The sequence below is a fragment of the Breznakiella homolactica genome (assembly GCF_016616095.2).
Lineage (GTDB): Bacteria > Spirochaetota > Spirochaetia > Treponematales > Breznakiellaceae > Breznakiella > Breznakiella homolactica.
The window spans coordinates 4228206-4249835 of record NZ_CP067089.2 but is presented as its reverse complement, the minus strand read 5'-3'; the positions used below and the strand labels follow the sequence as shown (position 1 = coordinate 4249835).

The window sequence follows — 21630 nt, the reverse complement described above, 5'->3', positions numbered from 1 at the left end:
CCGGCGGTCCATGGGGGATTTTTTTTATGAAAAAACCTTGAACCGTTCCTCAACAGGCAGGAAGGATTTATCCCCCGCCGGAGCGTTTGCGACACCAAAGGGCATTTGGGCCAGGAGCCGCCACGCCGCGGGAACCCCGGTTTTCTTCTGCACCCATTCATCGATCAATGGATTGTAATGCTGAAGAGAGGCGCCCATGCCTTCCGCGGCCAGGGAAGTCCATACTACAAACTGTATCATTCCGGCGGAGTTAAGGGACCAGCCGGGAAAAACATCCTTATACAGCGGGTTTTCATCCTGGAGTTTCTGTATCACCGCCTGGTCCTCAAAAAAGAGCACCGTTCCATACCCCGCCTTGAATCCGTCAATCTTCTTTTCCGTCCTGGCGAAAGCTTCGGGACTGACGGCGATTTTGGCGAGGGTGTCCTTTACGGCGTCCCACAGTTCATCATGGGATTTTCCGAGCAAAAGAATGAGCCGCGCGGACTGGGAATTGTACGCCGACGGGGTGTGCAGAAGCGCGTCCTTGAGAATGGATTCAATCCGCTCATCCGGCACCGACGCTTTCTTTGTAATACCGTATATACTCCGGCGCAATTTGAGGGCGTCGAAAAAATCAGCAGCCATGGCAATCCTCCATAATAGTTTCTCTATATTAAGGATAGGAATTTACGGCCGGGAAGGCAAATATATTTTGGTGTGTAAGTCACTGACAAAAAAGACCGGCCTTTGGACCGGTCTTTTCTGTAAAAAAATCATTAACGCCGCAGCGCCGTTAGTTCTGAATGGAAAGAAGCTCCACATCAAATATGAGCATTGTGTTGGGAGGAATAATATTCCCCGCTCCCTGTTCTCCGTATGCGAGAGCCGCGGGAATGTACAGCCGGGCGGTACCGCCCACATTCATAAGAAGGATACCTTCGGCCCATCCGGGAATTACCTGGTTCAGGGGGAACTCCGCGGGAGCGCCCCGGGCATAGGAACTGTCGAAAACAGTGCCGTCCAGAAGGGTGCCTTCATAATTTACCAGCACTACATCGGTCGCACCGGGTCTCGGGCCGGTCCCCTGGGAAACTATTTCATACTGGAGGCCGCTCGCGGTGGTCATAACCCCGGCCTTTTTCCCGTTCTCAGCGAGGAATTCCTGTTCAGCAGCCAGATTTTCCTCCGCCTGTTTTGCCATGGCGGCCATAAAAGCGAACTGTATTTTCGTTACCGCCTCGTCAATGGTCATTCTCATCTCACCGCCTTCAACGGCATCCCGGAAGCCGTCCGTAAAGGCGTCATAGTCGAATTCAAGGCCTACCTGCCGGAGATCCGAGCCCAGGGCGACACCGAAGGCGTAGCTGGTATCGGCATCGGCGGATGTCCCCGCCGCAGAGGATGACGCCCCGGAGGAACCGGTTTCGGCTTCTTTATCCGATGATCCCTTTGCGCTGCAGGCAAATAAAACGGAAGATGCCAGAAGAAAGGCAATTATGACTCTTTTTACCATATTATCATTCCAAAACTGTAGGATTCCGGCATATACATTCCGGAAGGGGGAATACCCTTTTTCCAGCATACCGGGAATGGAACGTTTGCTCAAGGTATGGGGAAGCACCGGGTCTTTCAAGCCGGAAAGCACCCGGGGAGTACCGGTGCCGCGGGGCCCGTCGGGGAAAAACGGTGTTGGCTCCGTGTCGGCCTGCGGCCTCGAAAGTCGCTCAACACCGTTTTTCTCCGCCACCCGGCGTTACCATTACGGCCGGGTGCTTTCCGGCTTAACCGGCTCGGGGCTGCCCGGTCTGGAGGGCTGCGCGTGTCCGCAGGACACGACCCCTGCGCTCCAGCCTTGCCGAATGATGGGTGGAGTTTTGCGGAGCAAAACTCCTAAAAGACTTGGCGCCGCAGGCGGCAAGTCTTACGCCACCCCCACTTCTGGTTCCCGGGTGCTTTCTGGCTCAACCGGCTCGGGGCTGCCCGGTCTGGAGGGCTGCGCGTGTCCGCGGGACACGACCCCTGCGCTCCAGCCTTGCCGAATGATGGGTGGAGTTTTGCTCCGCAAAACTCCTAAAAGACTTGGCGCCGCAGGCGGCAAGTCTTACGCTACCCCCACTCCGGGTCTCCCGGTCAGGGTGCCTCTCCGTGGAGGGACTTCACCCATCCGCTCCCGGCGATGGGGGGATTGGGTAAGGGGCGTCTTTCCGGGTTACGGTCTCCCCGCCTCCGAAACTACCTTCCCATACCCAGCAACCTGGCCAAGCAGGGCACCCGCACTATACAGAACATTGGCAAAACAGCATGGGTGGGTACAGGCTGCGCGGGGTGTCAGATGAGAAGAAATACCGCCCCGCGGGATTTTTTTCATCTGACGGGTCCCCCGGAATTACACTTCCCATGCTGCTTTACCGGGTGTAGGGTTACTGCAGGTACCCTGCGTTCTTCCCTTGTTCGTATTTCAAAAGTACCCTATAATGGGTTCGGATGCCGAATAAACCAGCAAAAAACTATCCAGTTTGAGGTGCAGCCGTGAATTCAACCCTACTTCGTCCGTGGCATGAGGCCGCGGGCGCCCGTTTTGCCCCCTTTGCGGGCTTCGAAATGCCGATCCAGTATCCCGCGGGTGCCGTGGAAGAACACCGGCTCTGCCGCCGTTCCCTGGGGTTTTTTGATATCGACCACATGGGACAGGTTATAATTTCCGGGAAAGGCGCCGGGGAAGCCCTGTCGGCCCTGGTTTCCAACCGTATCCTGGACATGCAGCCCAATGAGGCCCGGTACGCCCTGCTTCTGAATGAAGCCGGCGGAGTTATAGACGATCTCTTCATTTATCGCATGGCCCCGGCGGAAGGGACGGAAGACGGCTGGTTTGTGGTCATGAACGCCGGAAACCGTACCGCCGACCTGGACCATTTCAAGGCGCGGCTTCCGGCAGCCGTTTCCATGGAGGATGTTTCGGAAAAAACCTACATGATTTCCCTCCAGGGACCCCGGGCGGTGGAACTCATCGACGCGGTTTCCGGCGGGGCGCTTTCGGCGATTTCCCGGTCATACATGGATATCGGTACGATCATGGGAATCCCCGTGCGCATCGGCAGAACCGGATACACCGGCGAAGACGGGGCGGAACTGTTTTACGGCGCCTCCAAAGCCGCGGAGCTTTGGGAATTTCTCTTTGCCAAAGCAAAAGAGCTGGGGATCGAAGCCGGCCCCATTGGACTGGCCGCCCGGGATTCCCTCCGGTTTGAGGCGGGCATGCCCCTGCACGGCCATGAAATAAGCCCCACGATTACCCCGCCGGAGGCGCTCCTTTCCTGGGCCTGCGATTTCGATAAGGAATTCATCGGCAAAGCCGCGGTTCTCGCGGTTAAGGAAGGCGGCCTTAAACGGAAACTGGCGACAATTAATGTGAGCGGCGGCGTTCCCCGGGAAGGGTACGCGGTCCTCAATGAAGCGGGGGACGAGATCGGAACCTGTGTGGCGGGAATGTTCTGCCCCACCGCGGGGACCTATTCCGCCAATGTGTTCATCCCCCCGGAATACGCGAAAACGGATACGAAACTGGCTGTTTCCATACGGGGAACGCCGAAGGACGCGGTCGTAGTCAAGCGGCCCTTATACATACCGGTTTACAGGAGAGCAAAATGAATACCGACAGTAATGCCCGTTACGCCCAATCCCACGAATGGGCGCGCAAAGATGGAAATGAACTGGTGATCGGAATTTCCGATCACGCCCAGCACAGCCTCGGGGACATCGTGTTTGTGGATCTTCCCAAGGTTGGATCGGAGCTGAAGGCGAAATCCGCCTTTGGCGTGGTGGAATCCGTCAAGGCAGCCAGCGACGTCTACATGCCCGTTTCCGGCACGGTAACCGCCGTAAACGACCGGCTCCAGGACGAACCGGACCTTATCAACAAGGACTGCTACGGCGAGGGATGGATTATCAAAATCGCCCCCGCAAATATGGCTGACTGGGACGGACTGCTTTCACCCCAGGATTACGAAAAAACCGCTGCGGAGAATTAACCGTGCCCTATATTCCAGTTACCGATTCCCAGCGGGAGGCGATGCTCCGGAAGCTGGGAATCGCCTCAAGCGATGCCCTGTTCAGTGAAATCCCCGGGGATCTCCGGTTTCCGGAGCTTGCCATCGGAGAAGGGTTAAGTGAGACCGAGGTCCTCCGTGAAATAGCGTCTTTGGCGGAGCTCAACGCCGATGCCGACGGATTCCGCTGGTTTCTCGGGGGCGGCGCCTACGACCACTTTGTACCCGCCGCGGTGGGAGCCCTTTCATCCAGAGGTGAATTCGTGACCGCCTATACTCCGTACCAGCCCGAGGTAAGCCAGGGAACGCTCCAGGCAATTTTCGAGTACCAGAGTATGGTGGCCGAACTCACCGGCATGGAGGTAGTCAACGCCAGCCATTACGACGGGGCCACGGCTCTGGCGGAGGCCATCCTCATGGCCCTGCGGAATACCGAAGGCCGCAACCGGATCCTGATTCCCGAAGGAATCCATCCGGAATACCGGACCGTTCTCGATACGTATCTCGCCGCCTTTGACGTTACGGTTGAAACCTACCGTTCGTCTCCGGCGGAAGCCGCCCGGGCGGTGCAGGGAGACGATCTGGCGGCCCTGATTTCATGTTATCCCGATTTTTTCGGGACCCTGCCGGAACTGAAAGGCGCCGCCGAAGCGGTCCATGAAAAGGGCGGTATTTTTATTGTCCACGCCGATCCCGTAATGCTGGGCCTCTTCAGGAGCCCCGGCTCATGGGGCGCCGATGTGGTCACCGCCGAAGGCCAGAGCCTCGGCAACGATATCAACTACGGCGGTCCGTTCCTGGGGATCATGGCCACCACCAACGCCCTGATGCGGCGCATGCCCGGACGTATCGTCGGCGAAACCGTTGACGTGGAAGGGAAACGCGGCTTCGTGCTTACCCTGGTGGCCCGGGAACAGCATATCCGCCGGGAAAAAGCGGTGTCAAACATCTGCTCGAACCAGGGGCTCTCGACCCTGCGTGCCTGTATATACCTGGCGCTCATGGGGAAACAGGGGCTGCGGAAAACCGCGGAGCTGTGCTGGCACCGGGCGCATTACTGCGCCGCCGAGATCGCGAAACTCCCGGGATTCTCCGTGGCCCCGGGAACCTTCTTTAAGGAATTCACCGTTACCCTCCCCTGTGACGCGGAAGCCCTGGCGGAAAAGCTCTGTGACAAACGGATCGTACCGGGCCTTCCCCTGTCGCGGTATTTCCCGGACCGGAAAAATGAACTCCTGATCTGCGTAACCGAGAAAAATTCCCGCGCCGATATTGATGAACTGGTGGCGGCGCTGCGGGAGGCCAGCCGATGAAACATACAGAAACACCCTTATTGTACGAAATGAGCGTGCCCGGCCGGACAGGAACGATTCTGCCGAAACTCGATGTCCCGGAAACGGCCCTGCCCAAGGATCTTGTCCGGGACGATCTCGGACTTCCGGAACTGGATGAGCTGTCGGTGGTCCGCCATTTTACCCGGCTGTCCCAGAAAAACTTTTCCGTGGATGGTCAGTTCTATCCCCTGGGGTCCTGTACCATGAAGTACAACCCCAAGATGAATGAAGACGCCGCGGCACTCCCCGGATTCCGGCGGACCCATCCGCTCCTGCCGGAAACAATGGTCCAGGGAGCGGCGGGGCTTTTATTTAAACTCCAGGAAGCCCTCAAGGAAATCATGGGCTACGAGGCGTTCACTCTCCAGCCCGCCGCGGGCGCCCAGGGGGAACTCACCGGAGTCCTGATGATCCGGGCGTACCACCAGAAGAAGGGCGATACGAAACGGGTGCGGATGCTGATTCCGGATTCCGCCCACGGCACAAACCCGGCGACCTGCACCATGGCGGGTTTCGTCGCGGAGACAATTCCGTCAAATGCCTCGGGGGCCGTGGATATGGACGCCCTCAAAGCCGCCTGCGAAGGTGAAAAGGCGGAAACCGTGGCCGGCCTCATGATAACCAATCCCAGTACCCTGGGGCTTTTTGAGCCGAATATCAGGGAAATTATCGATCTGGTCCACAAGGCCGGAGGCCTGGTATACGGCGACGGGGCGAATATGAACGCCCTCATGGGTATCGTAAAACCCGGACAGCTGGGCTTTGACGTGATGCACCTCAACCTCCACAAAACCTTTTCCACCCCCCACGGCGGCGGCGGACCGGGCTCCGGCGCTGTCGGTGCCGGGCCGGCGCTCAAGGACTTCCTGCCGGGGCCGGTGGCGCAGCGGGAAGGCGGACGGTATTCGTTCATGCATCCCCGGGAATCCATCGGGCGGATGAAGACCTTCAACGGGAATTTCAGCGTACTGGTTAAAACCTACGCCTATATCAGAACCCTGGGAAAAGAAGGTATCCGCCGGGCGGCGGAGTACGCGGTACTCAACGCCAATTACCTCAAGGAACTGGTAAAAGAAAACTACCCCGTGGCCTACGGCCAGTGCCGTCCGTGCATGCATGAGTTTGTGGCTTCCCCGGATCTCGGGAACGGCGTCAATACGGTGGACATCGCCAAACGCCTCATCGATTACGGATTCCACCCGCCCACGGTGTACTTCCCGCTGATCGTAAAAGAAGCGTTCATGGCGGAGCCCACGGAAACGGAAACCCCGGAAACCCTGGAAGCCTTTGCGGCAGCCCTGAAGGCCATCGCGGAAGAGGCCAGGACAAACCCGGAGATACTGAAAAGCGCCCCCCATCATACGCCGGTGCGCCGGCTCGATGAAACCGCCGCCGCGAGGAAACCGGTGCTCCGGTATAAACAACAGTAAGACCAATTATATTGAAGACAGCCCCGCGGAACCGTGTTTTCCGCGGGGTTTTTTATTGAAGAAAATTCCCCTGCGCGCCGATGCCGCCGTTTTACATAATCCTTTTGCCGGCAAACCCGGATATCAGCATAATCGGACATATTTCATCTTTTTTACATAAATAATGAAAAATACCGCAGAAATTTGTATAATTAAACCAAGAGGTATGTAATGAAAAGTCTCCGAACGCAGCTTATTCTGATTTTTACGGGTCTGGGGATAACCATCTCCCTTGCCGTAGGAATCACTATGTATATTCAGTACTCACAGTATATTCTCTTTTCCGCCCACCAGACCCTGCGCAATGTCGCGGTCCTGGTGAACTCCTATTTTCCCGTGCTCGGGGACACGGAATATCTCCGCGAAGAAGGGCAGAAGGATTCCGAAGCGTATTATGAAATCCTGGAGGACCTGCAGAAATTCAACGACGCCTTCGGATTTACCTTCATTTACCTGGTGGAAAAAACACCCCAGGGATTCGTGTTCCTGCTGGACACGGAAACAATTCTGGAGGACGGCGAAAAAACATTCATGACCGTGTATGATGAGGATTTCGATTATCTCCAGGGGGCTATTTCCACCGGAGAGCTCCAGCTGACCAATGAAATTTATACCGATGAATGGGGATCATTCATTTCCGCGTATATACCGATCATGCGGAACGGGCAGGCCGTCAGTGTGCTGGGGCTCGATTACGATATAACGTTTATCATGGATCTTCAGCGGGAATCCATGGGCTATATGGCCCTGGCTCTGGTGATCGTCATCGCATTCTCGATCATAATCGCATTTTTCGTTTCCCGGTCATTTATAAAGCCCATTCGGTACGCGGAAAAGGCGGCCCAGTCACTGGCCGGTATGAATCTGAAGATCGAAATGGAAAGTTCCCGCAAAGATGAGATGGGCGGAATGATCAGGGCCCTCATTACCATCAGGGACAATTTCCAGAAAAATATCGATGATATTGAAAGCCGGCTGATTGAGCTGACCGACCTCAGCCAGTCCCTGGACCAGTCAATGAACAGATCCGTTGAGGATATGAAGGTGATTTTCCAGAGCATGGATAATGTCCAGCAGCAGTCGGATATTCAGGTCAGCGCGGTGGAGCAAAGTTCCGGTTCGGTCAACGAAATCCTGGGCAGTATAACGTCCCTGGACAACGCCATCCAGAGCCAGGCGGAGCATATCAACAACTCCTCGTCAGCCATTGAGGAAATGGTCGGCAACATCCATTCCATCCGTACGGTGGTGGAGAGAGCCAATGAAACATCCGGCCGCCTGAGCGAATCCGCGGAACAGGGACAGCAGAAGATAGCGAAACTCCAGGAACAGCTGAAGAAAGTGTTTAGCCTCTCACAGTCCCTCCAGGAAACAAACAAGATTATCGACAACATTGCCAACCAGACCAATATCCTTGCCATGAACGCCGCCATAGAAGCGGCCCACGCGGGGGAAGCGGGAAAGGGCTTTGCGGTGGTCGCCTCGGAAATCCGCAAACTGGCGGAATCAGTAAGCGTTGAATCCGCGTCCATATTCCGGGAAATACAGGAAATTGAAACCGCCATACGGGGAATAGTAACGGTTTCCGATGAGGCGGAGAATTCCTTCAATATAATTTACCAGGGGATAACCACCATAGACACTACCTTCGGCACGGTAAACAGCGCCATGGAAGAACAGGATGTCGGCGGCCGGCAAATTCTCGACGCCCTCAAGGGCATGCAGGACGCGACCCACGCGGTACAGTCCGGGTCCGAGGAAATGAAAGCGGGGAGCAAAAGTATCTCCGGGGACATAGACAAACTCCGGGAAACATCCCATCAGGTCCACGGCAGTGTTCAGGAAGTCCGGGATGTCAGCCAGCATATCGAGGCGTCAATTTCCAGCGCCCAGGAAATCGCGGAAAAAACACTGGAACACCTGGAATTCACCAAAAAGACCTTTAATATCTGATCCTGCCGGAGCCGGCGGGCAGCATTGCTCCGCCGGCTGATCGCAGAGTTTTTGTTACAGGACAGGCTAAACACGTTCCCGCCGCGGCCTCCCCTATCCGCGGCCCTCCCAGATCCATACGTTGAACCACGGTACTATACATGCTACCATTGCCCCGGAGACATCAATGGCCAGATCAGAAAGCACGGAAAAATCCTACGGAGAAATACTCAAGAGCCGTTTTACATGGAAAACGGTCTATAAACCGGAATCAAAGGTCCTGCGTTTTTTATCGGTGCTGCTGCTTTCGGGCATTTCCTACGGCCTGTACCGCGGCGTCCAGGATAATTACCTCGCCGAAATTGTCCATATAAATGAATTCCAGCGGGGCATTGTTGAGTTTTTCCGGGAACTGCCGGGGCTGCTGGTGGTCTTTATCCTTGCCTGGATGTACCGTTTTTCCGAAAGCCGTATTTTTAAAATCGGTATGGCAATAATGCTGGCGGGTATGGCGGGACTGTTCATAAGCGGCAGCGGAAAATTTATCGTCGTATTATTCATCGTTATATTCAGCGCCGGAGAACATATTGTAATGCCCGTTAAAAGCACCATATCCCTGGAGCTTGCCAAACGGGACAAAGCCGGCGCGTCACTGGGGATAACCAGCTCCATCAGCCATGTCGGCAATATAACCGGGTACATCATCGTTACGGTGGTATTTTTTATTTTTGCCCGTTTAGGGTTCGGCCGGAACAGTATTGTTCAGTTTAAAACTGTCTTTGCCCTGGCGACGGTCCTCATGGTAGCGGCCCTGCTGGTATCCCTGGCGATCAAGGAATCAGCCGTCAAAGTCAAGCGCCGGCGTTTCTACTTCGCGAAGAAATTTACCAAGTACTACATGCTCGAGGTTTTTTACGGCGCCCGGAAGCAGATCTTTATTACCTTTGCCCCTTATGTTCTGATCCTCCAGTACGGCGCGGACGCGTCGGTTATTGCCCTGCTCATGGCGGTATGCTCCGGATTCGGGATTATCTTCAGTCCGTTGATGGGGAAACTCATAGACAGACTGGGATATAAATTCATCATGGTAACCGATACCCTCCTGCTTATGGTGGTCTGCTTTTTCTACGGATTTGCCCACCGGCTGTTTTCGCCTGGAACCGCCTTTATTGTGGTATGCGTCAACTATGTGCTCGATTCCCTCATTTCCCTGGCAAGCATGGCAAGCAATGTGTATGTCCAGGACATTGCGTCAAACCAGGAAGAAATAACCGCCACCATATCCACGGGGATTTCGGTGAACCATGTTATCAGTATTCTCATTGCCCTCCTGGGCGGGTGGATATGGACAGTTACGGGTATTGAAGTACTGTTCTCAATTTCCGCGTTCCTCGGGCTGCTGAACACCGTTTACGCCGCCACCATCAAGGTCGCACCGAAAAAACAACCCGCCGAAGAGGGGCTCTTTTTTAGCGATCCGGATGAGTAATTTGAGTATATTTAACAATACGTATGGAAGCTGGACAAAAAAAACTGCGTATTGTTAATGGCTTATACCTGCTTACAGGGGTCTTTATAACGGTATACCAATTACTGCGGGGCAATGTTTTATCCGCGGTTCTCGGACCCGTATCCTGGTTTTTTCTGCTCATCCCGCCGCTGGCGAAAAAATTGCTGCGCATTAAACTTCCCTTCTCCCTGCACACATTTGTGATGGTATTCTGTTTCCTGGGATTCGGTCTGGGAACGGCCCTGGACTGGTACGAGCGGGTCCCTTTCTTTAACGCCTTTGTCCACTTTCTCTCGGGATATCTTTTTACAATGTTCGGCTATTGTTTTTATTTCCGGATTAAACGGGAAAAACCCTCCGGCCTTAAGGATGAATGGTTTGTACAGCTGGTGTTCGCCTTCTGTTTTTCCATGGCCATCGCCGTATTCTGGGAAATCGGGGAATTCGCCGCGTTCTTTATTACCGGGCACGATTCCCAGCATACCCTGACCACGGGAGTTTTCGACACCATGTATGATATTATATCCTGCGTTTTCGGAAGCCTGACCGCGGCGTTGGCCCATATCTGGTATGTAAAAAAGAATACAAACACCTTTGTAAAAAGGACGGTTGAACAGTTTTATACACTCAACAGAGGAGAAGCATAATCAATGGTCAAACACAGAACAGTCTTAGTTTACATCGTATCTTATACTGCCGGGTTTTATCACATCGGATATGGAACAGTTTGATTTCTGTATGCTCATGCCCACGGATCTGACACTGTTCACCCTGAGGGCAATCCGGGAAAAAGAAGAAACCGTTGCGGTAAACGGGACCGCCGTTGATGCGGTTAAGATGAAGATCACCCGCTCCGGAATAATCAGGCGATTCTCTGGGAACCGCCCCGGAGCTCCTCAAGGCGCCGGCAGATAGCTTTTACGCCCTCCGCGGGGTCGTCAATTGCAAGCACCGATTTCTCGATGGGACACATATCGGTTCCGTCCCGGCTGCTGATGCGGTCGACCCATTTCCCGTATTGGACCTGTATGTTCCGGCGGGCCAGGTAGTTCCTGGCGGCAACACTCATGATCTCGCCGTATACCGCCGCCGCGCCGCCCGCGGCCAGGATGACCGCGGCGGCTTTCCCGATAACCCGGTCCACCACCGCGGCGCCCCGCAGTTTTTCAGGTTCATCCTGAAAAATTGAAAGCAGCGGAGAAACACCCCTTCCGTCCGCGGTATGGATTATCTCTCCGCCGGAAATAACAACACAGCTCACTGTTTCGGAAGTTATCAGTTTCCGGGCCGTTTCCAGCAATTCATTCTCAATCATAAAACTCTCAAACCCTCCCGGTATTGGAGATATTTTACATTATTTTGGCTCTCTAGGGAACCGGGTCAGGAACTGCGCCTCCCCGGAGGTCACCAGCAGGGTATCGGTAAGACGAGGCCCTCCGGCCTTGGGGTCGTATACCGTGGGAAGGAGCAGATCCACCACCATGTTTTCCCGTATCTCGTGGTCCAGACCTTTTCCGATTATGGGGTAGAATTCCGACTGGCGGATACCGACCCCGTATCCGATATGCTCCATATACATTTTGGCGTACCCTTTTTTATGGACCGCGTCAAATACCGCATCGAATATTTCGGAAGAACGGACCCCCGGAACCAGGGTCCGGACGGCAATATCCTGGAGTTCCGCGATAAACCGGTACATTTCCACGGTTTCCGCGGGAGCGTTTCCGAGGAAGGCTGTCCGGCACATCTTTGCGGTATAGCCTTTGTAGGAAGCGCCCAGGTGAATAACCACCGGCTGGTTATCATCAATCACAAAATCACCGGCGTAGGGATGGACCAGCTGCTGCCGGTCATGGCGGAGCACCTGCATACGGAAGCTGGAGCCTTCAGAACCGGCTTTGCGCATGGCGTATTCCGCTTCGGCGAGAACCTGCGCTTCGGTCATGCCGGGCTTGAGACAGTCGAAGGCTGCCTGCATCCCTTCGGACAGGAAACCCGCGGCTTTTGAGATAAGGCGGATTTCTTCCGCGTCCTTGACCGACCGTATTTTATAGCAGTCCACCGCGATATCACAGACTTCCATACCGGGCATCTTGTCCATAAGGCACTGGTAATCCTTAAGGCTGATGAAATACCGGGTAAACCCGATCCTCGGACCGGAACCGAACTGTTCCTCCAGCAGCTGCGCTGTCTTAAGGCTTACATTTTCTCCGGGGAAAAAATACGGTATCACCGTATCGAGCCCGCTCTGTTCCCGGATATGCTTGGCGTCGAGCCACAGACAGAGAAGTTTCGGTTCCCCTTCGGCGGGAACAATGAGGCAGCCCCCTTCAATATCCGTGACTCCCGCAAAATAAATGAGATTTTCCCGGTCGTAAATAGCCGCAGCGTCCATCTGCTTATCCCGGAGAACCCGCTGGAGCGCTTGTATTCTGTTCTGGATAGTATTGGAATTGTTCATAATGGCCGTCCCTGAAAAAACCGGTGCGGGGTTTCCGCACCGGCAGTGATCGCTGTCCGGGGATTTATTCCCGGCCGTCCTTAATTCTTATGGTGGATCTCGTCAAAATCCTTTTTCTCGACAATCAGCGAAATGACCACGCCGCCGACCAGCGCCCAGAATGCGGAACCGATGCTCAGGATGGAAATGCCGCTGGCGCCGATGGCAAACGCCGCGAAAGCGCCCATCTTGCATTTGCCGCTGCCGAACCCGTCCCTGAAGGAGTTTATCAGTACGTTGATCATAGCCACACCGGCGAGAACGTTGATGAGCTGTGACGGAATAACCCGCACAAAGGCAATAGCGAAACTGGCGAAGATACCAAAGAGGATGAAACAGATGCCGTTAACCACTCCGGCCGCGTACCGGCCTTCTTTGTTGGGGCCCGCTTCTTCGGAAGAGCAGATAGCGGTCATGGGACCGGCGATGTTGGCGTTGTGGGCGCCCACAAGGCCGGAGGCGATACCGCCGAAGCCGCTGATGACCGTCATGGCGTTGACCGGAGGCTTATAGCCCTGGGCATAGAGTACACCAATGGCCTGGGCGTTTTCGGCGCCGACTACCAGCGCGGCAAGGGGAACAGAAACGGAAAGAATGGTTGCCACATTGAAGTGGGGAATGATGATCCTGGGCGGAATATAGGCGAAGGTTGTTTCTTCCATGTGGAGACCGCCGGTGACGATAAGCGCTATGACACCGCAGAGGAGCGCTCCCAGTACCGGGGGGAATTTCTTGATCAGCCGCGGAAGTACAAAGAAGCCCAGCAGCGCCGCGCCGCAGACTACGGGAAGAGCCATGGTGGATGTAACAATTCCCGTACCGAAACGGAGCATACATCCGGCTATCATACCCATGACTATCGGCAGAGGCAGCCATTTCATCACTTTTCCCATAAGGCCGGTAACGCCGAGAAGCAGTACGATTACACCTGCCATGACAAAGGACGCCGCGGCTTCGTTAAAGGTAAAACCGATGAGAGCAGCGCCGAGCATGGAAGCCCCCGGGATTGAATAGGCGCCTACGATGGGCATCTTGTAATACAGCCCCATGATAAGGCTGATGAGCCCGCCGAAGACGTAAATACCGAACAGCCAGGTAGTGGTATCCTGCATGGTATAGCCGGCTGTGGCGGCGGCGCTTATGGTTACAAGTGCCGGGCCGGTGCAGCCGAAAATTGCCGCGATGACACCGGCGGTGATTGTTTTGGTATTGATGTGTTTCCCAAGATCCGTGAGCCCCGATTTAAATCCGGGACCCTCTTCCCAAATTTTCCGTTTCTTTGACGCCACCGTTGGTGAAGAAGCTGTACTCATAATTACCCTCCTTTTCCTATTAAAGTTTTTCCAGAATGGAAATATCTACGCCGCGCTGGCGGAGCCACTTGGGCAGAAGAACATCGTTAACTTCTTTGCTCACTTCCGGAGCCTTCTCAAGAAGCAGTTTGGCCAGGGATTCGCTTACATTCATTCCGCCCATGGCGCCGTCAAAGATGATGACCTTATCGGTCCCCGCCATCTTGTACGCGAAATCCATTGCCTGGTCGGTGGAACGGGCAGTGACCGCGTGGTCCATGTATCCGATGTTCATTGAGTCGGTATCAAAGAGCGCTCCCTGTTCCTCACCGACAACCACCGTCGGTATATGCTTCGCGAAGAATTCCGAAGGATAGCCGATCCACGCGTAGTTGTGCACACACATTTTGATAGCCGGATTCATGGGAGGAGTTTCCTTAAGAAGGGGCTTATCATTCTTTCCGTAGAAGGCTTCGGTGTACCAGGTATAGGGCGGCAGCGGTGAATCGAGGTCGTAGAGATCCGTATTGGCCCCGGTAAAGTTGGCGTAGATTACCCCGGCGGAGAATACGTACGGTACCGGACAGGGGAAATCAAGAACCGCGATACACTCATCAATTTTTCCGAAGAGGGTCATAACCTTGCCGTAAAGCTGGCAGCCGATAAAGGTTGTCCGGTCATTCAGGGCGTACAGGTCGTTGTCGGAATCCACGCCGATAATACCGTGGGGTCCGACATTGAGGAACGAGGCAAAGGCAAATTTCTTCTGTACGAATTCCGAATCGAATATGGCCCGGGCCACAAAGTTCGCTCCCCGGGGACCGAGATTCTGATGGTAGGTACTGCGGGTTTCGCCCCGGGCATAGGACATACCGAAGGGTTTTACCGCTTTGTCCACCTGGCGGTGGAAGTGGACTTCCCGGACATCGGTATGGTGGGCATGAATGATCCAGTCCGCATCGTAGACTTTCTTTATCCCGTAAAGCGTTCCGATTTCGGTTTCTATGGGAATAGCTTCATCAATCGGCGCGACCCCCGCTATTTTCCCTTCGTAGTATTCGTCAAGGCCGTAGCGCTTCATGTACTCTTCGGTTTCGCGGTAACGCATACCGACACCGGCCCGGAGGCGCACATCCTTGGAGCCGGTCTTTTTGATTACCGCGTCCCGGATAGCCCTGAGCAGAATCGCGTAGGGTTCACCGCCGAGCAGGGTAAACCCGTGATGGGACGCAAGCACGTTAACCGAATGTTCAGGCTTGATCATGCTCATGTCAATCTTCATCAGGGATTCTTCCGCGGCCTTCTTTATATTATCCAGCGCGTCGGGTCCGGCGGGATAAATAATCGCAGGCAGTTCCGGAAACAGATCCTTAAGCATCAGCGAAACCATTCCGGGCATTTCGGAAACCCGTTTTTTAACCAGCTTGGGATCGATACCGTATTGCGAAGGTTTAGGGTCAATCGGACGGATCGTTTCTCGCATCATCTCAGTTTCCCTCCTTTGTGTTTGTGGAAACGACACGGTCCAGAAGGGCCTTGTCTTCATCGAAATAGAACCCGCGGCTGGAATATTTTTTCTTCAGTTCCGGGGTCAGTTCCCACGCGGTGATTGTCTTTCCGTACAGCTGCCATCCGCCGGCTATGGGTTCGTGCTTAAGTCCGGCGGCTTCCATCAGACGGAGTATGGTCTGCATGCATTCAATGGAACATCCTGTCCGTATGCCTGTCTGGGATGATATCTCTTCGGGAGTTTTTGCCCCTCCGAGAATCGCCGCGGCTACTTCGTCGGCCCGGACCGCGGTACAGTAGCACAGGACCTGTTCAACATTAAAATGGGCCTTATCACAGAGGGCCTTAATTTCAGCAGCCGGGAACTTGCTGACATCGACCCCTACGGTAAAGGGTTCGTCCCTTTTAACCATTTTGATTGCGTGGAAGGGACAACGGGATTCGCAGTTTGTGCAGCCCCTGCACGCCTGAGCCTCAACCTTTGCCTTCTTGTCAGTGACTTTGACCGCCAGCACAGGGCAGACCTTTTCGCAGATTTTGCATCCGCGGCACTGGTCCGAATCTACCTGAGCCAACAAGGTTACCTTCTTCATACCTGCTCTCCTCTCTGATTTTCTCTCCTGCCTTTTTCAGGGTCTCCATACCTGAAAAACAGCTTAGGATTTATCTGAAAAAGAAACCCGTTCCGCAGCGACGCTGCGATCCTCCGCGGAACCCGCAGAAGACCAGGACCGGTTTCTTAGGTGCCCTTCCGGGAAAGTTCATAGGCCACGTCAACGATCATATCTTCCTGGCCGCCAACCATGCCGCGGCGTCCGAGCTCCACAAGGATTTCCCTCGGGGTAAGCCCGTATTTTTCCGCTGCCCGGCGGGTATGGAGGAGGAAACTTGAATAGACCCCCGCATAACCCAGGAGCAGAGAGTCGGTCCGTATTACCTGGGGCCGCTGCATCAGGGGTTCCACAATATCTTCAGCAACATCCATAAGGGCAAATGAATTTACCCCGGTATTGTATCCGAGCCGTTCCATCACCGCGCAGAGCACTTCGATCTGGGTATTGCCGGCGCCGGCGCCGAGTCCGCGGCAGGTCGCGTCGATATACGTAGCACCCTCCTCAACCGCGGCCAGGGAGTTCGCCACTGAAAGTCCGAGATTGTTATGGGAGTGGAAACCGATGGGCAGGGAAACCGCGTTTTTCAGCGCGGCGATCCTGGCCCGGACATCCTCAGGGGTCATATACCCGGCGGAATCCGCGAGGTTTATGTAGTCGGCGCCGGCGTCAGCGAATATCTTTGCCTGTTCCACGATTTTTTCCGGCGTCGCCATGTGCGCCATCATGAGAAAACCGACCGTAAAAAGTCCGGCCTGTTTTGCCCAGCTGATGTGCTGGATAGCGATATCCGCTTCGGTCACATGGGTGGCCACACGGACCGCGGCGGCGCCGTTTTCCTGGGCCATCCTGAGATCCTCTATGGTGCCGATACCTGGAAGCAGAAGAACCGTGAGTTTGGCGTTTTTTATCACCCCTGAAGCGGCTTTAATCAGTTCCATTTCGGGCTGCTTTGAAAAGCCGTAATTTAACGATGAGCCGGCAATACCGTCACCGTGGCTGATTTCAATCATCTCCACACCGGCTTTATCCAGCCCTTCCGAAACCGCCACAGCCTGGTCCGCGGTAAAACTGTGGCTCACCGCGTGGCTGCCGTCCCGCAGGGTTGTATCGACAATATGTATTTTATTGGTATTCATTGTGTCTTCCTCCATGGCCTATGACAGCATTTTCGAAGCCAGCTTTTCGGCGACCGCCACCGCAGCCTGGTTGATGATGTCCAGATTACCTGAATACGCCGGAAGGAAATCGCCGGCGCCTTCAACTTCAATAATTACGGTTACTTTGTTTCCGTCCAGAACCGGGGGAACCCTGAGGCGGTACCCGGGAACGTAGGACTGGATTTCCCCGATGATCTCATTGACCGATTCAACAATTTTCTTTTCATCGGGATTTCTTACCAGGGCATAGATTGTATTGGTCATCATCAGCGGAGGGTCCGCCGGATTGAGTACAATAATGGCCTTGCTGCGGTCGGCGCCGCCCACTATATGGAGCGCCTTGGCGGTGGTTTCGGTGAATTCATCGATATTCGCCCTGGTTCCGGGACCGGCGCTCTTTGATGATATGCAGGAAACAATTTCAACATACTCCGCATCGGCGGCCCGGTTGATTGCGTAGGCGATCGGGACCGTGGCCTGGCCTCCGCAGGTAACCATATTGAAGTTAACCTCATCGCTGAGCTGGTCGAGGTTGACACAGGGAACCACGTACGGGCCGATGGCGGCCGGTGTCATATCAATGGCGATTTTTCCCGCCGCCTTCAGGATGGGGGCGTTGTGCTGATGGGCCTTGGCGCTGGTGGCGTCAAAGACGATCCTGACATCGGGGTCAGCCGCGATGGCGTCCACTCCGGTAATTGAAGTTTTGAATCCCAGGCCGGCCGCCCGTTTGATTCCTTCGGATTCGACGATACCCGCCATGTGGTGCATCTGCAGATTTTTACTCTTCATCACTTTGTACATCAGATCGCTTCCGATGTTCCCCGGTCCGATAATACCTACCTTAATCTTTTCCACGTTCTTCCCCTTACACAAATCTGAGACTGATACTGCCCATTCCCTGGAAACTTACGGTAAAGCTGTCCCCGGGAACCGCAGGCTGGGCCGCCGTAAGGGCTCCCGCCAGGACAATGCTTCCGGCTTCCATGCCGATGCCGAATTCCGAAAGCTTGTTCGCGAGCCATGCCACCGCCGCGGCTGGGTTTCCGAGAACTTCCGCGGCGGCGCCGCTGTTGATCAGTTCCCCGTTTTTTTCCAGGGTCATTCCCGTAAGACGCATATCCACATCCTTGACCGGCCGCATGGCGCTTCCCAGGACCAGCATCGCGCTGGAACCGTTGTCCGCCACGGTATCCGCCAGGGTTATTTTCCAATCCTTAACCCGGGAATCGACAATTTCTATCGAAGGAACAACCCATGCCGTAGCGTTGTAGACATCCGCCAGGGTGACACCGGGACCTTTGAGAGGTTTATCGAGACAGAAGGCCAGCTCGCCTTCGACTTTGGGCTGGAGCAGTTTCGAGCATTCACAGGGAGCGCCTTCGAGAAGGAGCATACGGTCGGTAAGATGGCCGTAATCGGGTTCATTGACACCCAGAAGTTTCTGCATAGCCTTGCTGGTCAGCCCGACTTTCATGCCGATAAGCCGTTCCCCGTCCTGGTTCAGTTTTCTGCCGATATTTTCCAGCTGAACCGCGTAGGCATCCTCTATGGTCATTCCCGGATACGCAGCGGTGGGAGCGCTAACCTGTTCCGGCTTTTTTTCAGCCTCGTACAGCATTTGGGCAATTTTCTTTACATCCACGGTCAATCCTCCTGTTCGTGTTTTGTGTTATGGTGATGATGGTGAAATTCCATCTGTTTTTCCTGGAGTATTTTTGCCAGAGTCCCCGCGATAGCCCGGGCGGTGCTTTCCTTATCGTATCCCCTGCGGAGGCAGTCCAGCAGAACCTCCGCTCCGGCCCTGACCTCATCGTTCGGTCCGGGGAAGGCAACCATCCATGACGGCCCCACGGAACCGACGGCGATGCGGACGCCGTCCTTGACGTGCCGCCCGGTCCCCTGCTGAAATTTTACGATATACGGCGTCGCGGCTTCGGGATCGAGCCGGAGTATGCCTTCCACGGTTTTATCCTTATCCTCCGCCCCGACCCCGCCGGTGGTGATGATCAGGCCATACGCCTTGGAAAGGGCCTCCGAGAGTTTTCCCTCAACATCGTAGACATCATCCTGAATAATCGGACCGGTGGCCGCGGTGTACCCGTTGGACTCGAGCAGTTCCCGGAGAAACGGAGTATTGGTATCCTCTATCAGATTCTGCTTCAGTTCGAATCCCGTGGGAAAAATTATCGCCCGTTTCGCGATACGGCTGCGGATATCGTCAACCATACCGTCAACTTTCCGGCTCAGCTCGGCCCCGTCCTGGCCTTCCATACAGAGAAGCCCCAGGATACCGTTGGAGTGAATATAGGTTTCTTCCGTAAGATTGACCCCCGGAATGGCGCCGAGGGCTTCGAGGAGATCCTTTTCCTTGCCGGTTATGTTTTCCACGGGGATATCCTTGGCAAGGATATCCAGGGTTATATGTTCCGGCCGGACATCCACCACAAGAACCTTGTCCCTGGGCAGGGACAGCACATCCGCCGCGGTGTGGGCCAGCACCGTCAGATTGGCGTTGTCCAGGGTAATGTTGTTCACCCACAGTTCGGTTTTCTCCAGCAGGTTCAGGCCCATAAACGCTCCTCGCAGGGTTCGTACTGCACATCCAGCTTCATATCCAGCAGGGGCGCGTCCACGATTTCTTTGCCGATACAGAGAATATCGAGATCATAGTCAGCGTAGGCGGGAATTTCGCTCATCTGGACATTTCCCGCGAAGGCAATCTCCACCGATTTCCGGCATCCGAGGCTGTTCACCGCGGCGGTGCAGCGCAGAAGGTCCAGGGGTCTGCCGGTGTCCACCATCAGGATACCCGCGCCGTTTTCAACGGCTTCCCGGGTTTCCACTTCAATTGACCCCTGTTCCCCTTTTATCTGAACGACCTTTACGTAATCCCCGAAATTCCTGACCGCTTCCAGGGTCCGGGCAATGGAGCCGAACATGCGGATGTAATTTTTATCGAGATAGACCATGGGCCGGGAACTGATTCTGAAGGAAGCACCGCCGGAAGCTATGGCGGTGCGGATACCGTCTTTGATGGCCGGGGGCATTTTTTTCCAGGATCCCGATACGATCCTGACCTTCCCTTCCGACAGGGCCACCGCCTGCCGGGCCGCGGTGGCGACACCGGAAAATTTCGCCAGGGTCCCGATAAGCCGTTCTTCCGCCAGGGCAATCTGGGTCGGGTGGGCTTTCAGTATTCCGATGGTATCATCCTTCCGCAGTTCACTGCCCTCTTCCTTCATACAGCGGAATGAAACGCCGATTTCCTCCGCCTGGGAAGCAAGCTGGGCAATACCGGAAATACAACCCGGATGTTCGGCCCGCAGGACCGCGGTAAATTCCCTGTCCTGGATCTGGGCAAAAATATGGCTGCGAATATCCTGGATCATCCTTCCTCCATTTAGTTCGGTATTACCGAACATTGTTCTGATACAACGAACCAATAATTTAAGAAAAAATCTGAATTTTACATTGATTATTACTTGGTTTTTTTATGCTGCCTGATAGCCTATTCTGCGGGATATCTGCCCCGCAACGCCGGTTATATCCCGGGCTATACTCTCCTGCATCTGACTGTTCATACGGTTAAGCGGCTTAGACACGCTGATCGCCGCCGAAGGCCGTCCGAGATGGTCGAATATGGGCGCCGCCACACAGCGGAGCCCCGGCTGTATCTCTTCATCATCCACGGCGTATCCCCGTTCCCGGATCCGCGCCAGTTCCTTTTCCAGATCTTCCCGGGTCGTGATCGTATTGGCGGTAAAACTCCGGAGCTCTACGTTCCGGTAAAACAATTCCCGTTCGCTTTCCGGTATATTCGCCAGGATCGCCTTGCCCACACCGGTACAGTACATGGGCGCCCGGCGGCCGAGCTGGGAATACTGAACCACCGCGTCGGGAGAATCGACCTTATCGATATAGACAATTTCAAAATCGTAAAAAGCGGCCAGATGCACCGTGGAATCGTATTTTTCGGACAATTCCTGGCAGTAAGGTTTCGCCTCCGCCCGGACATCGATGCGCCGCTGCACCAGGGAACCCATCTCAAAGAGTTTTATACCGAGACGGTACCGCTTTGTATCGGGATTCTGCTCAAGATATTCCCGGTTTACCAGGGTATTGACGAGGCCGTAGACGGTACTTTTATTGAGTCCGATTTTCGCAGCGATATCGGTGATGCCCAATTCATCGCCGCCGGGTCCTGCTATTATTTCCAGGATCTCCAGCGCGCGGTCCACCGACTGTACCGATACTCCATAGACGTTCGCCATTTCTTAAGGTT

Annotated in this window: 21 protein-coding genes; 7 read left to right on the top strand and 14 right to left on the bottom strand. The window is 54.8% G+C overall.

Annotated features, from left to right (window positions below; translation table 11 throughout):
* Positions 1-24: 24 nt before the first annotated feature.
* A complete protein-coding gene (locus JFL75_RS19080) occupies positions 25-627 on the bottom strand; it encodes a nitroreductase family protein (RefSeq protein WP_215628262.1) in 603 nt (200 codons plus the stop codon).
* A 148-nt stretch (positions 628-775) separates the two neighbouring features.
* Positions 776-1495, bottom strand: a complete 720-nt coding sequence (locus JFL75_RS19075) for an FKBP-type peptidyl-prolyl cis-trans isomerase (RefSeq protein WP_215628261.1) — start codon at positions 1493-1495, stop codon at positions 776-778.
* Between the two features lie 1016 nt (positions 1496-2511).
* On the opposite strand from JFL75_RS19075, the gene gcvT reads away from it, so the two are divergent.
* The 7 genes from gcvT to JFL75_RS19040 all read left to right on the top strand — a co-directional run bounded on the left by gcvT (position 2512) and on the right by JFL75_RS19040 (position 10920).
* Positions 2512-3630: a glycine cleavage system aminomethyltransferase GcvT gene (gene gcvT / locus JFL75_RS19070; protein ID WP_215628260.1), complete on the top strand. Its 1119-nt coding sequence runs from the start codon at positions 2512-2514 to the stop codon at positions 3628-3630.
* Positions 3627-4010, top strand: a complete 384-nt coding sequence (gcvH, locus tag JFL75_RS19065) for a glycine cleavage system protein GcvH (protein WP_215628259.1) — start codon at positions 3627-3629, stop codon at positions 4008-4010. Before gcvT ends, gcvH begins: the two co-directional genes overlap by 4 nt.
* A gap of 2 nt (positions 4011-4012) precedes the next feature.
* Positions 4013-5341, top strand: coding sequence for an aminomethyl-transferring glycine dehydrogenase subunit GcvPA (gene gcvPA / locus JFL75_RS19060; protein WP_215628258.1), 1329 nt, complete (start codon positions 4013-4015; stop codon positions 5339-5341).
* Entirely contained in the window at positions 5338-6792 is a 1455-nt protein-coding gene (gcvPB, locus tag JFL75_RS19055) for an aminomethyl-transferring glycine dehydrogenase subunit GcvPB (RefSeq protein WP_215628257.1), read from the top strand. Before gcvPA ends, gcvPB begins: the two co-directional genes overlap by 4 nt.
* A 210-nt stretch (positions 6793-7002) precedes the next feature.
* The gene (locus JFL75_RS19050) at positions 7003-8784 is read left to right on the top strand and encodes a methyl-accepting chemotaxis protein (protein ID WP_215628256.1); all 1782 of its coding nucleotides are present in this window, start codon (positions 7003-7005) and stop codon (positions 8782-8784) included.
* 166 nt (positions 8785-8950) lie between these two features.
* Complete coding sequence (locus tag JFL75_RS19045; protein ID WP_215628255.1) at positions 8951-10252, top strand: MFS transporter; 1302 nt, start codon at positions 8951-8953, stop codon at positions 10250-10252.
* Between the two features lie 23 nt (positions 10253-10275).
* Complete coding sequence (locus JFL75_RS19040; protein WP_215628254.1) at positions 10276-10920, top strand: DUF2238 domain-containing protein; 645 nt, start codon at positions 10276-10278, stop codon at positions 10918-10920.
* 24 nt (positions 10921-10944) lie between these two features.
* Here the strand turns inward: JFL75_RS19040 and JFL75_RS19035 are convergent, their stop codons facing one another.
* The 12 genes from JFL75_RS19035 to JFL75_RS18980 all read right to left on the bottom strand — a co-directional run bounded on the left by JFL75_RS19035 (position 10945) and on the right by JFL75_RS18980 (position 21619).
* A complete protein-coding gene (locus JFL75_RS19035; protein ID WP_215628253.1) occupies positions 10945-11121 on the bottom strand; it encodes a hypothetical protein in 177 nt (58 codons plus the stop codon).
* A gap of 14 nt (positions 11122-11135) precedes the next feature.
* On the bottom strand, positions 11136-11588 hold the full coding sequence (locus JFL75_RS19030; protein WP_215628252.1) for a DUF1893 domain-containing protein: 453 nt from the start codon (positions 11586-11588) through the stop codon (positions 11136-11138).
* 39 nt (positions 11589-11627) lie between these two features.
* Positions 11628-12734 (bottom strand): M24 family metallopeptidase, encoded by a 1107-nt coding sequence (locus JFL75_RS19025; RefSeq protein ID WP_215628251.1) that lies wholly within the window; start codon positions 12732-12734, stop codon positions 11628-11630.
* 80 nt (positions 12735-12814) lie between these two features.
* The gene (locus tag JFL75_RS19020; protein WP_215628250.1) at positions 12815-14086 is read right to left on the bottom strand and encodes a benzoate/H(+) symporter BenE family transporter; all 1272 of its coding nucleotides are present in this window, start codon (positions 14084-14086) and stop codon (positions 12815-12817) included.
* A gap of 19 nt (positions 14087-14105) precedes the next feature.
* The gene (locus JFL75_RS19015; protein WP_215628249.1) at positions 14106-15551 is read right to left on the bottom strand and encodes a hypothetical protein; all 1446 of its coding nucleotides are present in this window, start codon (positions 15549-15551) and stop codon (positions 14106-14108) included.
* A 1-nt stretch (position 15552) separates the two neighbouring features.
* Positions 15553-16167, bottom strand: a complete 615-nt coding sequence (locus JFL75_RS19010) for a (2Fe-2S)-binding protein (protein ID WP_215628248.1) — start codon at positions 16165-16167, stop codon at positions 15553-15555.
* Positions 16168-16313: 146 nt separating this feature from the next.
* On the bottom strand, positions 16314-17324 hold the full coding sequence (gene dmpG / locus JFL75_RS19005; protein ID WP_215628247.1) for a 4-hydroxy-2-oxovalerate aldolase: 1011 nt from the start codon (positions 17322-17324) through the stop codon (positions 16314-16316).
* Positions 17325-17342: 18 nt separating this feature from the next.
* Positions 17343-18203, bottom strand: coding sequence for an acetaldehyde dehydrogenase (acetylating) (locus JFL75_RS19000; RefSeq protein WP_215628246.1), 861 nt, complete (start codon positions 18201-18203; stop codon positions 17343-17345).
* A 10-nt stretch (positions 18204-18213) separates the two neighbouring features.
* Positions 18214-18990, bottom strand: a complete 777-nt coding sequence (locus JFL75_RS18995; RefSeq protein ID WP_215628245.1) for a 2-keto-4-pentenoate hydratase — start codon at positions 18988-18990, stop codon at positions 18214-18216.
* Positions 18991-18992: 2 nt separating this feature from the next.
* Positions 18993-19919, bottom strand: a complete 927-nt coding sequence (locus JFL75_RS18990) for a molybdopterin-binding protein (protein ID WP_215628244.1) — start codon at positions 19917-19919, stop codon at positions 18993-18995.
* Complete coding sequence (locus JFL75_RS18985; protein ID WP_215628243.1) at positions 19910-20737, bottom strand: hypothetical protein; 828 nt, start codon at positions 20735-20737, stop codon at positions 19910-19912. The genes JFL75_RS18990 and JFL75_RS18985 overlap by 10 nt, the downstream gene beginning before the upstream one ends.
* 102 nt (positions 20738-20839) lie before the next feature.
* Positions 20840-21619 carry an IclR family transcriptional regulator gene (locus tag JFL75_RS18980; protein ID WP_215628242.1) on the bottom strand — a complete coding sequence of 260 codons (780 nt, stop codon included), beginning with the start codon at positions 21617-21619 and terminating at the stop codon, positions 20840-20842.
* Between the last annotated feature and the right edge of the window lie 11 nt (positions 21620-21630).

Excerpts from the sequence above, each read along its gene's own strand:
- JFL75_RS19080 (WP_215628262.1), bottom strand. The coding sequence starts at position 627 with ATGGCTGCTGATTTTTTCGACGCCCTCAAATTGCGCCGGAGTATATAC.
- JFL75_RS19075 (WP_215628261.1), bottom strand. The coding sequence starts at position 1,495 with ATGGTAAAAAGAGTCATAATTGCCTTTCTTCTGGCATCTTCCGTTTTA.
- gcvH (WP_215628259.1), top strand. The coding sequence starts at position 3,627 with ATGAATACCGACAGTAATGCCCGTTACGCCCAATCCCACGAATGGGCG.
- gcvPB (WP_215628257.1), top strand. The coding sequence starts at position 5,338 with ATGAAACATACAGAAACACCCTTATTGTACGAAATGAGCGTGCCCGGC.
- JFL75_RS19050 (WP_215628256.1), top strand. The coding sequence starts at position 7,003 with ATGAAAAGTCTCCGAACGCAGCTTATTCTGATTTTTACGGGTCTGGGG.
- JFL75_RS19045 (WP_215628255.1), top strand. The coding sequence starts at position 8,951 with ATGGCCAGATCAGAAAGCACGGAAAAATCCTACGGAGAAATACTCAAG.
- JFL75_RS19040 (WP_215628254.1), top strand. The coding sequence starts at position 10,276 with ATGGAAGCTGGACAAAAAAAACTGCGTATTGTTAATGGCTTATACCTG.
- JFL75_RS19030 (WP_215628252.1), bottom strand. The coding sequence starts at position 11,588 with ATGATTGAGAATGAATTGCTGGAAACGGCCCGGAAACTGATAACTTCC.
- JFL75_RS19025 (WP_215628251.1), bottom strand. The coding sequence starts at position 12,734 with ATGAACAATTCCAATACTATCCAGAACAGAATACAAGCGCTCCAGCGG.
- JFL75_RS19020 (WP_215628250.1), bottom strand. The coding sequence starts at position 14,086 with ATGAGTACAGCTTCTTCACCAACGGTGGCGTCAAAGAAACGGAAAATT.
- JFL75_RS19015 (WP_215628249.1), bottom strand. The coding sequence starts at position 15,551 with ATGATGCGAGAAACGATCCGTCCGATTGACCCTAAACCTTCGCAATAC.
- JFL75_RS19010 (WP_215628248.1), bottom strand. The coding sequence starts at position 16,167 with ATGAAGAAGGTAACCTTGTTGGCTCAGGTAGATTCGGACCAGTGCCGC.
- dmpG (WP_215628247.1), bottom strand. The coding sequence starts at position 17,324 with ATGAATACCAATAAAATACATATTGTCGATACAACCCTGCGGGACGGC.
- JFL75_RS18990 (WP_215628244.1), bottom strand. The coding sequence starts at position 19,919 with ATGGGCCTGAACCTGCTGGAGAAAACCGAACTGTGGGTGAACAACATT.
- JFL75_RS18985 (WP_215628243.1), bottom strand. The coding sequence starts at position 20,737 with ATGATCCAGGATATTCGCAGCCATATTTTTGCCCAGATCCAGGACAGG.
- JFL75_RS18980 (WP_215628242.1), bottom strand. The coding sequence starts at position 21,619 with ATGGCGAACGTCTATGGAGTATCGGTACAGTCGGTGGACCGCGCGCTG.